Origin of the sequence: Adhaeribacter arboris (genome assembly GCF_003023845.1) — a bacterium.
Lineage (GTDB): Bacteria > Bacteroidota > Bacteroidia > Cytophagales > Hymenobacteraceae > Adhaeribacter > Adhaeribacter arboris.
In genome coordinates this window covers 4554238-4569158 of the sequence record NZ_PYFT01000001.1, presented here as the reverse complement: position 1 = coordinate 4569158, position 14921 = coordinate 4554238, and the positions used below count along the sequence as shown (strand labels likewise).

11 protein-coding genes are annotated in these 14921 nt (G+C 44.1%); 4 read left to right on the top strand and 7 right to left on the bottom strand.

Features of this window, described 5'->3' with window-relative positions:
* Window positions 1–111: 111 nt before the first annotated feature.
* Complete coding sequence (locus tag AHMF7605_RS18560; RefSeq protein WP_106931541.1) at window positions 112–831, bottom strand: hypothetical protein; 720 nt, start codon at window positions 829–831, stop codon at window positions 112–114.
* Between the two features lie 451 nt (window positions 832–1282).
* Between AHMF7605_RS18560 and AHMF7605_RS18555 the strand changes: the two genes are divergently transcribed.
* Genes AHMF7605_RS18555 through AHMF7605_RS18545 form a run of 3 tightly spaced genes read left to right on the top strand, consistent with a single transcriptional unit; the run spans window position 1283 to window position 4059 of the window.
* Entirely contained in the window at window positions 1283–1942 is a 660-nt protein-coding gene (locus AHMF7605_RS18555; RefSeq protein ID WP_106931540.1) for a 7TM-DISM domain-containing protein, read from the top strand.
* The gene (locus AHMF7605_RS18550) at window positions 1939–3342 is read left to right on the top strand and encodes a sensor histidine kinase (protein WP_158267559.1); all 1404 of its coding nucleotides are present in this window, start codon (window positions 1939–1941) and stop codon (window positions 3340–3342) included. The genes AHMF7605_RS18555 and AHMF7605_RS18550 overlap by 4 nt, the downstream gene beginning before the upstream one ends.
* Window positions 3343–3375: 33 nt before the next feature.
* Complete coding sequence (locus AHMF7605_RS18545) at window positions 3376–4059, top strand: LytR/AlgR family response regulator transcription factor (RefSeq protein WP_233219183.1); 684 nt, start codon at window positions 3376–3378, stop codon at window positions 4057–4059.
* Between the two features lie 270 nt (window positions 4060–4329).
* Here the strand turns inward: AHMF7605_RS18545 and AHMF7605_RS18540 are convergent, their stop codons facing one another.
* From AHMF7605_RS18540 to AHMF7605_RS18515, 6 genes are all read right to left on the bottom strand, one after another.
* A complete protein-coding gene (locus tag AHMF7605_RS18540; RefSeq protein WP_106931538.1) occupies window positions 4330–5103 on the bottom strand; it encodes a class I SAM-dependent methyltransferase in 774 nt (257 codons plus the stop codon).
* A 175-nt stretch (window positions 5104–5278) separates the two neighbouring features.
* The gene (locus AHMF7605_RS18535; RefSeq protein ID WP_106931537.1) at window positions 5279–6130 is read right to left on the bottom strand and encodes a helix-turn-helix domain-containing protein; all 852 of its coding nucleotides are present in this window, start codon (window positions 6128–6130) and stop codon (window positions 5279–5281) included.
* 157 nt (window positions 6131–6287) lie between these two features.
* A complete protein-coding gene (locus AHMF7605_RS30195; RefSeq protein WP_262512387.1) occupies window positions 6288–6626 on the bottom strand; it encodes an LD-carboxypeptidase in 339 nt (112 codons plus the stop codon).
* A 276-nt stretch (window positions 6627–6902) separates the two neighbouring features.
* On the bottom strand, window positions 6903–8504 hold the full coding sequence (locus tag AHMF7605_RS18525; protein WP_106931536.1) for a tail fiber domain-containing protein: 1602 nt from the start codon (window positions 8502–8504) through the stop codon (window positions 6903–6905).
* 178 nt (window positions 8505–8682) lie between these two features.
* Window positions 8683–10290, bottom strand: coding sequence for a tail fiber domain-containing protein (locus tag AHMF7605_RS18520; protein ID WP_106931535.1), 1608 nt, complete (start codon window positions 10288–10290; stop codon window positions 8683–8685).
* Between the two features lie 277 nt (window positions 10291–10567).
* Window positions 10568–13336 carry a T9SS type A sorting domain-containing protein gene (locus AHMF7605_RS18515; RefSeq protein WP_106931534.1) on the bottom strand — a complete coding sequence of 923 codons (2769 nt, stop codon included), beginning with the start codon at window positions 13334–13336 and terminating at the stop codon, window positions 10568–10570.
* Between the two features lie 406 nt (window positions 13337–13742).
* Here AHMF7605_RS18515 and AHMF7605_RS18510 point away from each other — a divergent pair, with 406 nt between their 5' ends.
* Window positions 13743–14171, top strand: coding sequence for a globin domain-containing protein (locus tag AHMF7605_RS18510; protein ID WP_106931533.1), 429 nt, complete (start codon window positions 13743–13745; stop codon window positions 14169–14171).
* Window positions 14172–14921: the final 750 nt, after the last annotated feature.

The following is a 14921-nucleotide window of genomic DNA, read 5'->3' as shown; positions in this document are numbered from 1 at the left end:
TTGCCTTTCGTAACACCAGGATAAAAGAAAGGCAAACGCGGGGAGGAGGCAGTTGAAAGGCCGGCGCATTCTATGCACGACAGGAATACAGATTACTTTAAATTTTACTTATTAGCGGGAAGCCAAAAGAGAGTCCGTCTGTTCTATTCTCAGGGAGGGTATGTCCGGGCCTACTTTAATTAGCTTAGCGAATTTGTACTTTTGGTTAACAGTGGTAACTTCTAATAAGTACTTTCCTTTATCTAGTCCAACCGTATCGAATTTTTGAGTATAAGCAGCACAATTTATATTTTCTGAATATAATTCCTGCTTTGCAGCATCTTTCAAGTAAATTTTCATTCGCTCCCGGTTTGGGTTTTGGAAGGCCAGAAAAAACTTAGTAGTGTCTGGAATCTTAAAAACGGTTATTTGAATCCGAGAACCTGTTCTATCCTTTTTTTTCGTAATCAGGGTTTTCTTTACTTCATTTCTGTTTATTAACGGCCGAGTAGGAGCAACTAGAAGTGGTTCGGCCTTAACTTTTGCCAAAACCATTTGGTTACTAACAATTTGGTCAAATACTTGATTAATGCGGTTGACGTTCCGATCGGTTAGCTTGATATATTTATCCGGAATTACTTCTTCATAGAGCAACCGATCGCTGGCATCAAAAAACTTTATATAAGCTGTCCGGGAAGCAGGCTCAGTATATAATTTCCAGTAGCCTTTACTCAAATCATCGGGATTGCGGTAGAACTTTTCCTGAGCCGCAGCTGAAAAGGTAAGTAACAAAGCCACTATTAAGCTAAACCAGGCCCTAGCGAAGGCGGAAAGATCAATGCTTGTTTTCATGATAAATCGTTTTTAAATGGCAGACGGCTGCGGAAATAGATTTTGCATTTGAAATATTACCCGGATTGCCGCTTACCGGCCAAAGGCACAAGCGAATAGTTTTTAAAGCAAACAGCAGAAGCATGCCTTGTTGTAGTGCCACTCATGCTTTATTAGCAATTATTCAAAATTAATCGATCGAAAAAGATTAGCAGTAGTAGAAACTCGCCAACTTTAAGGGTAAGCAATTGCTTTATCCACTGTATTTGATAAGATTCCGAAAAGCAAATAGTTTTATTTGAGACCGATTAGTTGAAGGAAAGGTAACCAGCCTCCGAAATAATAACCAGTGGGCTTGGCTAAACCTCCGGAGTCAGTGCGTAAGTCGTTAATTTTTTTGAGTAGCTTAAAGAAAGAGGCAGTAAATGGTCTTCCCTTTAAAAAATAACCATTCACGCAATAAACCAATTGTTTGAGCCGGCAAAGCTGGACTACTAACTCCATTTGTCTTACCTTGTTTATTCATCCTACGCCTATGCGTCTGCTGCTCTTAGTTGCTGTGTTCTCCCTAAGTTCTTTGGCTTTGGCGCAAGCACCACTTAGCTTGCCCGGCAAGTTGCCTACTGACCAGTTTGACATTGGCCCTTACACGGAGTTTTATCAAGATCTTTCGGAAGATATTCTCCCCCTGTCGGATATTATGACCAAAGATTTCCGGCCATTCCGAGAAAAACGGAATGAACGGGCCACTTTTGCCGAGCAATCAATCATGGTGACCTGGCTACGGTTTACCCTGCGAAACACCCATCCCCAGGATACGCTGCACGTTCTGCACCAAACAATTGTTCATGGCCTGATTACGCTTTACGAGAATAACACCTGCCTTGGGCAGACGGGTATAAGCTTACCCCCTCAGCGACGAGTGAGCCGTTTTGCCCTGCCCTTATCCCTGCCTCCTCTCACCGAACGCACCTACTACGTACAGGTAGTAGACTATATTTGGAGTCCATCGGTTATTTATTCCAAACTCCTATCCATCCGAGGCAGCTATGAATTGGATTATCTATCGCAATGGCACATGAATGTACAACTGGCGGTGGTAGGCTTACTGGCCGGGGGCTGTTTTTTATGAGTGTATACACGTTTTATTCTTTTTTTCTTAGCCGCGACCGGGCTTTCCTCTACTACGCGCTGTACGCGCTAACCTGCTTTCTCTTTACGCTCCACCATATCGACTACCGGTTTAGCTTTGCTCTGCTGTTTCCCGTGCGGATGTCGGAAGCCTTGGGCCCCTTTCACGTAGCTTTAATTGCTCTTTTCTACACGCTGTTCGTGGCGGAAGTTGTGCCTGTGCGTACCCAGTTTCCGGGCACCTGGCGAATCTTGCAAGGATTAATGGTTATATTAGTTTTTCAGGAACTTCAGTCCCTTATCGAATGGATTTACCAAAAGCCCTTATTCCGTAACAACACCTTCTACATATTCGCGATGGTACCGGCCGGACTGGCCACCCTTGTTTTGCTAAGCACTGTTTTTCGCAGTAATTCTGCTATCCGGTCTTACTTACTAGCCGGGATGGTTAGTTTGCTGGTTATATCCTTTTTACCCGGCTCGCTGGATTTATATTTTCCTAGTCTGAACCAGATTGCCTATAACTTTTTTAATGATCCGTTTTTTTGGGTAATAGCGGGCTTATTTATGGAAGCTTTTTGTTTTGCTCTGGCGCTGGCTTACCGCGGACGATTAATTGAAGTAGAAAAACGTCGGATTCAGGAGCATTATACGCAGGATCTGGAAGCGCAACTTACCGAACGTTCCCACGCCATTGAAGAGCAAAGTTTACAACTGGAAAAACAACATATTCAACAACTGAAAACAGAATATGAACGCAAGTTGGCCGACACAGAAATGATAGCCTTACGGGCCCAGATGAACCCGCATTTTGTTTTCAATTGCCTTAATTCAATTAAGCTCTATACCTTGCAGAACGAATCGGAGCAAGCCTCCGAGTATCTGACTAAATTTGCCAGATTAATTCGCTTAGTGCTGGAAAATTCCCGTTCAGACCTGGTTTTGCTAAAAAACGAGTTGGAAGCCTTACAACTTTACATAGAACTGGAAGCGATGCGCTTTAAACACAAAGTCCGGTTCAGTATTTTGGTTTCTCCGGAAGTAGATCCGCAATACCTGCGCCTGCCACCCTTACTATTGCAACCATTTGTAGAAAATGCAATCTGGCACGGATTGATGCATAAGACAGAAGGAGGATTGGTGTGCATTTCGGTGTGCCAGCCCGCCGAACATCTGCTTCTAATTGAAATCTCAGACGATGGAGTGGGGCGCAAAAAAGCAGCCGAACTGAAAAGTAAGTCAGCTAACAAACACAAGTCTTTTGGCATGCAGGTCACCGCCGAACGCATCCGCATTATTAATCAACTGTATAACATTCATGCGGAAACCCAAATTCAGGATTTGGAAGATACCCGGGGCGACCCCTGCGGCACGAAAGTCGTGTTGCAAATACCGGTTTAGCGGCTTACTATTCACCATAAATATCAAAATACGATGCGTGCCATCCTGATTGACGACGAACCAGATAATATAAAGCTGCTATCCTTGCAACTCGCGCGGCACTGTCCGCAAGTGGAAGTAGTGGGAGCTTTTACCGAAAGTACTCCTGGCTTGAAAGCCATCCGGAGCTTGCGGCCGGCCCTCGTATTTTTAGACATTGAAATGCCTGTAATGAACGGCTTTCAACTGTTGGAGCAAGTGGGTGAAATTGATTTTGCACTCATCTTCATAACGGCTTACGACCAGTATGCCGTGCGGGCCTTTCGTTTTAGCGCTTTAGATTACTTGCTCAAGCCAGTAGACACCATTGATTTGGTAGCCGCAGTACGCCGGGCAGAAAACCGGACGAAAGTAAGTGCCCAACAAATGGAACTCCTGCGGCAATACTCGCAGGCAATTACCCCCATTGCTCCGCAGCGAATAGCCCTTCCCCACGCGGGCGGTTTAGTGTTTGTAGATATAGGACAAATTGTTTATTGCGAAGCCGATAGCAATTATACCCGTTTTTACCTGGAGAAAGGCGAACAGTACCTCATCTGCAAAACGTTAGGGGATGTGCAGGAAGTACTGGAACCGCATAATTTCGTGCGCGTACACCGGCAATCGTTGGTAAACATAGCCCACGTGCAAAAATTAAAAAAAGGGAAGGTACTTATCTCCTACTCTCCACGGGAGTAAGTATTCCTATTGCCCGGCAGCAAAAAGAACGACTCCTCGAACGTTTCGGATGGCTGTAAGAGCAAGTACGGTATAATTTATTTTAAAATTTTATTATTTCTTTTATTAAAAACTAGAAGTGTATTACCCTGGTGAAAAGCCAATCCTGCCGCGTTATTCTTAAAGAGCTTTGCGTGCCAGTAGCTAAAAACTCACTAATTTGGCTCCAGAATCAGCCCATTTTATCGGACCTGCGAGCCAACTTTAAGTAGGTAGCAAAAGATAAGCAGGTTAGTTGGGTTTTGTTGCGGTTACTTTCTCGGCTACCAAATATACCTGGGCATCACCCACTTGGTAAGGCGTTTTTTCGATGGTACTATACAAGGCCACGACATGTAAATTAAATAAACTTAATAATCTTTTAATTTCGCCTAAGGTATAAACGTAATGCTTAAAGCGATGCTCTTCCGAATGTTGGTTCTTGGTGTACTTTAAATGACTGACCAAGTAGCTATCGTTTACCAAATATTCGTTGTTCACCTGCATCGTTAAACCGTCCAGATAGTACGTTTTTTCCGCCGGAATCCGGGGTAAAATGCTTTCGGCCACCATGCCGGAGTTTATGATAAACCGACCGCCCGGCTTTAAGTGAGCGGCTACTTTTTTTACAAATACCTGCATGCCCGGATAGTCGAAATAGCCAAAACTGTTACCCAGGCAATAAGCGCCATCAAAAAAATCACTAAGTTCCAGGGTGAGCATATTGCCCTGAATGATTTGCACAGGTAAATTCTCGGCTTTTACTTTTTGGGTAAGACCCTTTATAAAATCAACCGAAATATCTACACCGGTTACCCGGAAGCCTTTTCTGGCTAATGGCAGGGCCAACCGGCCCGTACCGCAGGGAACATCCAGAATACGGGCTCCTGGCGCCACTTGCAGTACATCTAACAAAAAAGCGGCTTCCCGCTCCGACCATTCCTCTGGCACGGCTTTTTCCCACATTTCGCAGTTAATACCCGCGAAAAAATTTTCGTACCAGTTATCCGCAACAGAAGAGAGCATATTGATTTACTTTTGAAGGTGAAGCCATCCGGCCTTTAAACCATTCAAAGGTAATAACCCGAAATAAAGCCGGCGTAGTAAAAAATCGCCAAAGTTAGCTGCAGTGCTGAACGCCCTTCGTTCTTTCCAAAATAATTACAAGTAACGTAAAACAGAAAGAGAAACTACTTGGCCTTTAGTGGAGCGGCCGTTCGAAGGTGGTAAAAGATTCCGCCAACATCCAGGCATTCTCTTGGAAAAAAGCCGTGGGGCTGGCTTGGGCAAATTGTTTAAATTCTTTAATCAGGTGCATCGTGTCGTAGTAGCCGCATTCGTAGGCCACATCGGTCCAGCTTTTTTGCGGCTGCGTTATTTTGCCTTGGACGGCCGCGTTAAACCGCAGCAAACGACAAAATAACTTCGGCGACGTGCCCACTTGCTCGGTGAACCTTCTTTCAAAATTCCGGAGGCTCATATTAGCCTGAAAAGCGTATTGGACGATATCGGTATTAGTAAAAGTAGTAACTAATTGCTGCGAAATGCGGGTAATGCCTTCGTTCCAATAAAGAGTTTTTTGCCGACTTAAAGCACTGATTAAAAAATTATCGGTGTAGGCTACCATCTCGGCCACGTTACTAGCGTGTAGCAATTGTTCATAAAGCTGATTTACCTCCTTGCCCATCACCGCATTAGCCGGAAATAAATTATTAGCAATCTCGCTGGCCGGAATGCCGAACAACTTGTAAAAACCGTTCGGTTTAAATTCAATCAGAAATGTTTTATATTTTCCGGCAAACGTTATTTCGCCAATGCGCTGGGTAAGTAAGCCAAACAGACAAACCGGCGGAATAGCTTCTCCCACCTTTTCTGAATTTAAATAGTTTTGCCGCCGCGGAACATCCTCTAAAAAAAAGCATAGACTGGTATCATGATGCGCTACCCAGGCAGAAGTCATTTGAATAGAAACTTCCTCTGAATGACACCAGGAATAATTATGGACAATATCCTGTAAAGCAGGATGGGGCGGAATAACCGAAGTAGTAAGCATTGCCTGTGCGTTATCGATTGATAATCAGGAGTAATTTACAAAACTTGTTGCAGTTCTACCTTATTCCAAGCCAAATGTTCGGAAGTCCGACCCCTTTCATTGGGTAAAATTTTCCTAACGGGTTTAACAGAAAAAAGGCTCGTTGTGTATCCTCGATTTAGTACGAGTGCATTCCGCCGTTCTTCGCGAAGCCAACCAACAAGGAAGTGCTATGAAAAGAAGTTATACTCGCCTTATAACAAGCAAAGAGCGTAATGATGGTACCAGAAAAACCTAAAAATATTTTGGGATTGACTTTAATAACAGCCAAGTCGGTGTAGGGCAAAGTTCTGCTGCTGCTCTCGCCGCCAATGTTAAAAATAATGGTTTTCATTAATTTATCAGAAAATGCCTCCATTAAATCGTCTGCTTGAGCCTGAGGATTTTTAGAAATAAAGTCCGCCGATCTTAAGGTATGGGTATTTTCCACGACTTCTAATTTAAAAGTTTCTGGCAGTTGTTTTTTTCCTTATTGATATCGGGGCAACAAAGTGCCGGCGCCTTCCCGGGACAGAGAAATGGCAGCTACTTTGTCACCCGGTTTTAGTAATTTAGGTTTAAGTAAGGGCTGTCATAAAATCATTCTTGCTTTTGATATTACCTATTATAGCTGGTACATCCCAAGTTTAATAAAATATTAAAAGTCTGCGGGCGCTCCGCCGTACTACGCGAAAATAAAGAGAATAAGCTTTTGCCGTTTACTCCCTTCGTAAGAAAACCTAAATACTGGTACTTACTTTACTACTATCATGCGCTTAGTGTCTACTTTTTCACCGTTAAGTTTTAAAATATAATAATACGTTCCGGCGGTTAACTCGCCGCTTTTAATCATTACTTGTCCGTTTCCTTTTTGCGTTACTGGGTAGGTTTTAATTACTTGTCCGTCGGACGATAAAATGCCAATCGCGGCGCTTCCTTTTATTTCGGGCAGGTAATACCGGATGCTGGTTTCTGTGTGAAAAGGGTTAGGGGCATTTTGCAGGAGCCTGGCGCCGGCGCCAGTTTCTACTTTATTCGGGGAAATAGTAGCAGGTGCTTTGGGGTTTATTGCAGCCTGCAGGTCACGAACAATAGTGCGCAATTCGGCTATTTCTAATTGCTGCTTTTCTATGGTTTGCTGTTGTTCCTGGATAGCTTTAAGGGCGACAACGCCATAAGTACTTTGGTTCACGAAATAACGGTCTTGTCCATCGTCTGTTTTATGCGCCACCATTTCGGGAAATAACTTTTCTACTTCTTGCGCCAGCATGCCGTAATGCTTTTTATCCGATGATTGTTCTCCTAAGAAATGATATTGCTTTACTTCCAGCTGTAACACTTTTTCCAGCACAGCCGGTGCTTTTAGGATGTCTTTTTTGGCTCGTGCATCGGAGGTAGCAAAGTAATCACCGCCGTCAGGGGAAAAGAATCCTTTAAATTGTCCATTGGCGCTTAAGTTCATACCACCCCCTGCACCGGTGAAAAAGACCCAATGTTTATTAGCCGGGCCATTCTCCAGCCGTAAGCCAATGGTGGCGTTGTTGGTATTGCTGTGCACAATATGTAATTCGGAGGCGGGAGTTCTGGTACCGATACCCACAAAACCGTTGCTGGCTACTACCATGCGGGTACTGTTACCGCCGGTATTAAACTGCAAACCCCTGGGGGTGGATCCGCTGTTGTAAATAATACCCCCGTCGGAGGAGTTTAAGTTATTCCCGAATAAAATCCCGCTGTTGGTAGTACTGGGCGTGAGTAAATTAATAAAGTTACTTCCGGTAGATTCTACCACCAGATTAGCGTTATCATTGGGGCTTATACCCGTATTACTTTTTAATACGTGAAGCTTGGCTTTAGGGACCAATGTGCCTACGCCCACCTGGCCTAAATGCGTGACTACTAGTTGGGTAATGCTCGACCCGACTTTAAACTGTAAGCTTCTGGGTAGTACTGGATTGTCAAAAATAATTCCGCCATCCTGTGCATTATTCCCATTACCAAACAAAATACCGCTTCCTTTGCCGCTCGGATTAAGCAGCGAAATAAAATTGTTTTGATCGCTTTCTACAATTAAGGTGGAACCGGAGAAAGGCGTTAGGACTCCCGAACCGCCTCTTGATAAGTGGAGTTTTGCCTTGGGCGCAAGCGCTCCGATCCCTAATTTTCCTTCGGCATCGAGTGTCATCCGTTGCAAGTTATTCGTAAAAAATCGGACCGGCCTGCTATTGGTGCTGCCGAGCTTTTCGGTGCCGCTCAAGCTATTGCCGGCTTTATTCCAGGAGCCAGATTGGGCCATAGAAATTTGACATACCAGAATACTTATAATAACTGTAAGGGAAATTCTTGCATTTTTCATATTATGAATTTTTAAGTTGCTTTTTGACAAACAAATAGTTCGGAGAGAAAGGAAGGTTAAAATTTGATGCACTCGCAGGGGAAAGAAATTTTAACAAAGCGTAGTTATTGGGAAATAAGATGAGTGATAACAAATGGAGATTTGTTAACTCAAATTCCATTCTGCCAAATACTTAGGATTAGTTGGTTACCACTAATTTTTTAGCGGCTACTACTTTACCATTCACCGATAAATTATAAGTGTAAATGCCAGCTTTTAGCTCGTTGCGGTTAATGATTGCCTGGCCGTTCTCCGTTGCCTTTAAAGATTTTACCAGCAGACCATTGGTATCATACAGATTAATTTGGCCGGTACTGCCTGAAGGTAAATAGTAACGAATAATAGTACTTTGACCAAAAGGGTTGGGCTGATTTTGCTCTAACGTAGCTGAGCCGGATTCGCTGCTCACCCGGTTATTGCTGGTAAAGGTGCTTTTCGAAGCATTCTTATTTAAAGCTTCCTCTAACCGGACAATGCGTTCTTCCAACGTACTGATTAGTTGCTGTTGCTGCTGGTTTGTTTGTTCCTGCTCGGCTATCTTCTGTTGCTGCTCTTGGATGGCTTTGATGGCGATGACACCGTAAGCACTGTAATTGACCGCGTATTGATCTTGACCGTTGCCTGTTTTATGGAAAACTATTTCCGGGAATAGCTTTTCTACATTTTGGGCTATCATGCCATACTGCTTTTTATCGGAAGGTGCGCTCTCGAGAAAATGATACTTCATTACATCAAGCCGTAATACTTTGTCCAGCACATCCGGAGCTTTTTCAATGTCTTTTTTGCTGCGCATATCTGAGAGAGTTACATAAGCACCGCTTGTATGATCAAAAAAACCAACAAGCTTACCATCAGCACGATTTTGCAGGTCGCCATCAGTATCCGTAATAAAATTCCAGCTTTTTGATGCGGTACTATTCTCTAGTCTCAAACCATCCGAGCCATTGTCACTATGAACAATATGAAGCGTGGACTTTGGTTTTTTGGTACCGATACCCACAAAGCCATTGCTGGCCACTACCATGCGGGTACTGTTTCCGCCCGTGTTAAACTGCAAACCTCGAGGCGTACTATCGCCGCTGAATATAATGCCGCCGTCGGAATTACTAAAACTGTTACCAAATAATATCCCGCTGGTACTGGCGTTGGGGTTAAGCAAATTAATAAAATTAGTTTTGCTGCTTTCCACAATTAAAGAGGCATTCGGATGAGGCGCTCCGGCTCCGGAAGTACCTTTAAATACATGCAGGTTGGTTTTAGGGGCTACCGTTCCAATGCCCAGCCCGGCAGCCGTCAGCGCCATGCGGGTGGCACCACTGGTTAAGAATTGCAGGCTATTGGTGGCATCTTCATTATTATAAATAAAACCGCCGGCTATGGGGTTTGAATGCGCACTAAACAAAATACCGGATCTGTGATTCCCGGGGGCCAGTATATTCAGAAAATTGTCGGAACTGCTCTCGGTTACCATGGTGGCATTAGGCAGAGGCTCGGTGCTGGAAGAGCCATCCGCAACGTGCAATCGGGCCTTAGCAGCCGTAACGCCAATTCCTACCTTGCCGGAGCCGTCAATGGTTAGGCGCTGGGTATTATTGGTAAATAACCGAAGCGGTTTGTTATTGGTACTGCCGAGTTTTTCGGTACCGGCTAAGCTGTTACCCGCTTTATTCCAGGTGCCGGTTTGGGCCAAGGCTAACGGGCCATAAGCTACTAGCACAGCGACAAAGGTGAGTTTAAGTGTTTTCATTTAATAGATTTCTAATGATAAGACTAATGGTTTGGGATGGTGTTCTGGATTACTTTATCAAATTTGGGCAGCAAAAAATCAGTTTAAAAACTTAGTGTTATGTAGCGTAGAGAATAGTTAACGAACCGTAGATAAATAGAAATAAAGTGCCAATTCGCTGGCAACAAATTGATTTATCGCCCGTTGTAATTTTTTAGAAATAAAAAGGATGCCGATTAGCGTTCAGCATCCTTATTCCTTTACAAATAAATGCCCCAGAAAATGGTAATTAAAAGGCTCATTGGTTTATTAACTTTATGGTTTGGCGAGCTGATTCCGTAACCACTTCTAACAGGTAAATTCCTTTTCGTTGCGGACCTACCGGCAGTTTTATCCGTTGTATGCCGCCGGTTGATACCACCTCTTTTTTAAATAATTGGTTACCCGACAAATCTAACAGCCGAAAGTGCACGAATTGATTACCTGGAGCTTCAAACTCTACGAAAAACTGACTATGAAACGGATTGGGAAAAGCTTTAACCAACCGGGGAGCTACTTCTTTTTCATTTTTTGATTCTGCACCTATAGTGGCAGTAAAAGCCGCCGCTTTTACGTTTCCGCTTACCGCCACGGTTTTGCTTAAACCGGCTACGGTATGGGTGATATTACCGCTTTTAGTTCCGGTGGCGGTTTGCGCTTTTAATCGCACGAGTATTATTTTACTAATAGCACCATTGGTTGGCGCGAGTGTAAGACTGCTGGCGAAGGTAGTGGTTCCCGACAGGCTTAACTCGTAGCCGGCCGGAGCGGTTACGGTGGCCGTTACGCCCGTAGCCAGGTTAGAAGCGGAGAAAGTATACGGCTTAGTAGGGGAAGGCTGATTCGGAACCGTGCTGAAGCCCGTTAAAAGTGTAGAACTAAGCGATAAAGTTGGCGCGGCTACGGTACCGCTCACGCTTACGTTTTTGGTAATACCCGCTACCGCATTTTGGATCGTGCCGGTTACCGTACCGGTAAGGCCAGTTGCTTTTAAGCGCACTTCTACCACCCGGTTAATGGCCCCGGTGCTATTTTGCGTTAAGGTAAGGCTGGAGGCAAACGAACCGGTATTTTGTAGCCGCACTTCGTAATTTACCGGGGCCGACACTGTAGCCGTAACGCCGGCAGCCAGGTTAGCGGCTAAAAAGGTATAGGTTTTCGAAGCCGAAGCTTGGTCTTTGACGGTATTAAAGCCCGTTAAACTTGGCGGGGTAACACTTAGAGTAGGCGACACGGTAACAATCCCGCTCACCGCAACGCTTTTACTTAGCCCGACTACCGAGTTTTGAATACTGCCCGTTTTAGTGCCCGTAGCTGCTTGGGATTTTAACCGGACGAATACAGTAACATTAATGTTGCCTGCTGCTTGCGCCACCGTCAGCTGATTAAAGAAAACACTGCCGCTAGTATTACTTAAACTTACTTCAAAGCCGGTAGGCGCTATTACCGTTGCGGTGACGCCGGTTGCCAGGTTCGCGGCCTTTAAATTGTACGATTGCGTAGTAGATGCTTTGTTGGTAAAAGTGGTAAAGCCCGACAAACTGGTTTTATCCACCGTAAGAGTAGGTTGCGGTTTAGCTGTAATGGTGCCGCTCACCGGAACATTTTTAGTATTAATCTGGCTGCCGGTAATAGTAACATTGCCGCTAATTGGTCCTACTGGGTTGTTACTACTAAGCGCCACAAATACTTTTGATTTAATCGAGCCGTTGCTAACGGTTAAAATAAAGGAATTGAAGAATGAGCCAGTAACGCCGGATGAGCTAACGAGGTATCCTTTGGGAGCTGTTATGGTAATGGGTTGCGCCCCTTGCGCCGGCAGACCAGTAACAGATACATCAAAAGATTGTATAGCTGACAAAGCACCCCCTTGCACCGCCGTAAAACCACTTAAAGTAGCTGGGTTAATTACCGGAGTTAGTTTGGCTATTATATCTGGTTTCAGTAATACTATTCTAGTGCCGAATTCGATATTAGTTACGGTAAGCTTAGTCACAAAATCCAATAAAATTTCACCGCCATCAAATTGCACAAAAAACTTAAAAGTACCGTTTCCGGTAAAATTTAATTTTTGAGTAGCCGTTGCGTTAGGCGAGCTAAATAACGAAAATCCATCTGGCGCCTGAATAATGGTTTGGGTTCCTGCCGAGAGGTTAGAAACCGACATAGAAAGTTCATGCAATCCGGAGGGTTGTCCTGCTACGCTGAGGAAGGATAGGGAGGAAGGAAAGAAACTGGGGTTGGGAGTTACTTTGGCGGTTAAAGGTACTGTTTGCAAAACCACCGCGCTGCCAGTAATACTAAGCTGGGAGGAAAAAGCACCAGCCGTGGGGCTGCCTAAAAATTGGACAAGTACTTTGAATGAGCCATTTCCGGTAACCGTGAATACAGAACCCTTTACTCCTGTAGGTGATACCATTAAAGCATATCCATCCGGGGCAGTTACAAACGTTTGAGAACCTAACGGCACATCCTTAACCTCAAACGTAAACTCCTGCACATCAGAAAGTGCCCTTTCTACCGTATTAAAAAGAAGAAAGGCCGGATTAAAGGTTGGCTTTACTACTAGGGTAGTCGATAAGGGTACTGTTTTAGTAGTTATTTCATTCCCCGATATAGTGAGCAACCCATTGTAAGTTCCGGCCACATCGGCACCCGAAAAGCGAACCCGTAGCTTTACAGTAGCATTACCAGTAATAGTAAGTATATTAAAAATAGGGTCTTCTGCAGGTAACTGGCCAAAATTGTAGTTGTTTGAAGCTATAATAGTCGTTTTAGCCGTGGAAGAAACCCCGGAAATGGTAATGGTTACCTCTTTTGAACTTGACACAGTACCAACACCGACAACCGTATCAAACGATAGGCTGGAAGGGTTAGCCGTAACCGTTGAAAAAGGAACCGCAAGTTTTCCTGTTTTTTCAACTGAATTTGCCCATATCCGATTAGTAGAAATAACTAGTAAAAGCAAAAAAAGCAGCTTGCCAGGCTTGAATAAAATGGTTGGCAATTTTTTGTTTGCATACTTCATAATAACATTTTTTAAGTGAATGGATATTGTTTAAATGTGGGCAATAGCCTGATTGCCCGGCAAAAATGAAGGGAAGGAAACGAGCGCAAAAATTTGTTAAAGCGAAGTGTGGCAAACGGTTAATAAACCGTAGCAGAATAAAATTGAAGCGTCTTTAGTAAAAAGAAGGCAAAAGCTGAAAATGGGGCAAAGTTACGCAGCAAAAAAACACTCCTTGTAGCGCACAGCTAACAGAAAACATTTCATTCCTTATTATCCGCGCTCTGCTGTAAATACTACCTGCTTCAACCGGATTAATTTTTTTCCACCTGTATTGCTCGCCATTTTTGTAAAAAGAATCAAGGGGGCTTTCCTATGGAAGCAACCTATCTCCAGTAGCTACGTGCTATTTACACGACAAAGCCTTATGACCGAAGAACAAATTAGATTAGTAAAGAATAGTTGGAAGAGTTTTCGCCAGATAGATGCGGAATTGATTGGCGATGTGTTTTATTCCAAATTGTTTCTGGATACTCCCAAATTGCAAAAATTATTTCCGGCGGCTTTGCAACCACAACAAAAAAAGTTAGTAAACATGCTGCACTACATTATTTCCCGGTTAGACCAACCTGAGGTTATCACGGCGGATATAAGAGCCTTGGCCTTGCGGCATAAAGGCTATGGGGTAAAAGCAGAATATTACAGTTTAGTAGGTAACGCCTTGCTCTGGACCATCGAGCGCGGTGCGGGCAACGAATGGAATAATACCATAAAGGAAGCCTGGCTCGCCTGTTATACCCTGCTCGCCAATACCATGATGGCAGCTACAAAGCCAACGGCAACTACTAAAGCTTAATAGTAACTTATCCTTTAACCTGCTTTTCTATCTATAACATCTTAGTAGTGGATCATCATTAAGTTCATCTTAGACTAGATTGCATCTTATAATACTTTTTTAATCAACAATACCTGTCGTTGGAGTCTTTTCAAGCCTCCAGATTACGGTGCTATCTTGTTTGAAAGGTACCCTGTTTGCCTCCTGGCCGGCGGGCCTCGTTTGGCTCTTCCGGGCGGGTGGGAACGTGCGCAGCACGCCCCTACACGTTGGAATGCTAAAGCACCGGAACCTTAGAAGGCCCTCCCTAGCCAAACTGGTGTCATCTTCTCTTAGCTACTGTCTAGCATCATCTAACATAAAATTGCTAAACATTTATATTCTTTTAAATTAATATTAAATCACCTTAAATTCCTGCCCAGCCGAGTTATGGTTAGGACAAAAATAAATAAAGAAGAAGCCCGAAAAGCAGTGGCTAAGAGAAGATGACAGCAGGCGGGGCAGCGAGAGCGGGCGTTGGTTTTCCGGTGCCGCAGGTATTCCGACGATAGGAGGAAAAGAAATTAGCCCGTCCGAGCGCCCCGACGAGGCCCGCCGGCCACGAGGCAAACAGGGTGCCGTTCCAACTGCATCAGCACCGTTGCCGTGAGACTTGAAAAGGCTCCGCAAAATAAAGTTTTTTAGAAAAGGCACTTAATTGTAGCACCAGCAAAGAGACATATAAAACAAACTCGTTGCGGCTAAATAACCAATTCACCGGTTCATTTAACT

Excerpts from the sequence above, each read along its gene's own strand:
- AHMF7605_RS18560 (WP_106931541.1), bottom strand. The coding sequence starts at position 831 with ATGAAAACAAGCATTGATCTTTCCGCCTTCGCTAGGGCCTGGTTTAGC.
- AHMF7605_RS18550 (WP_158267559.1), top strand. The coding sequence starts at position 1,939 with ATGAGTGTATACACGTTTTATTCTTTTTTTCTTAGCCGCGACCGGGCT.
- AHMF7605_RS18545 (WP_233219183.1), top strand. The coding sequence starts at position 3,376 with ATGCGTGCCATCCTGATTGACGACGAACCAGATAATATAAAGCTGCTA.
- AHMF7605_RS18540 (WP_106931538.1), bottom strand. The coding sequence starts at position 5,103 with ATGCTCTCTTCTGTTGCGGATAACTGGTACGAAAATTTTTTCGCGGGT.
- AHMF7605_RS18535 (WP_106931537.1), bottom strand. The coding sequence starts at position 6,130 with ATGCTTACTACTTCGGTTATTCCGCCCCATCCTGCTTTACAGGATATT.
- AHMF7605_RS18525 (WP_106931536.1), bottom strand. The coding sequence starts at position 8,504 with ATGAAAAATGCAAGAATTTCCCTTACAGTTATTATAAGTATTCTGGTA.
- AHMF7605_RS18520 (WP_106931535.1), bottom strand. The coding sequence starts at position 10,290 with ATGAAAACACTTAAACTCACCTTTGTCGCTGTGCTAGTAGCTTATGGC.
- AHMF7605_RS18515 (WP_106931534.1), bottom strand. The coding sequence starts at position 13,336 with ATGAAGTATGCAAACAAAAAATTGCCAACCATTTTATTCAAGCCTGGC.
- AHMF7605_RS18510 (WP_106931533.1), top strand. The coding sequence starts at position 13,743 with ATGACCGAAGAACAAATTAGATTAGTAAAGAATAGTTGGAAGAGTTTT.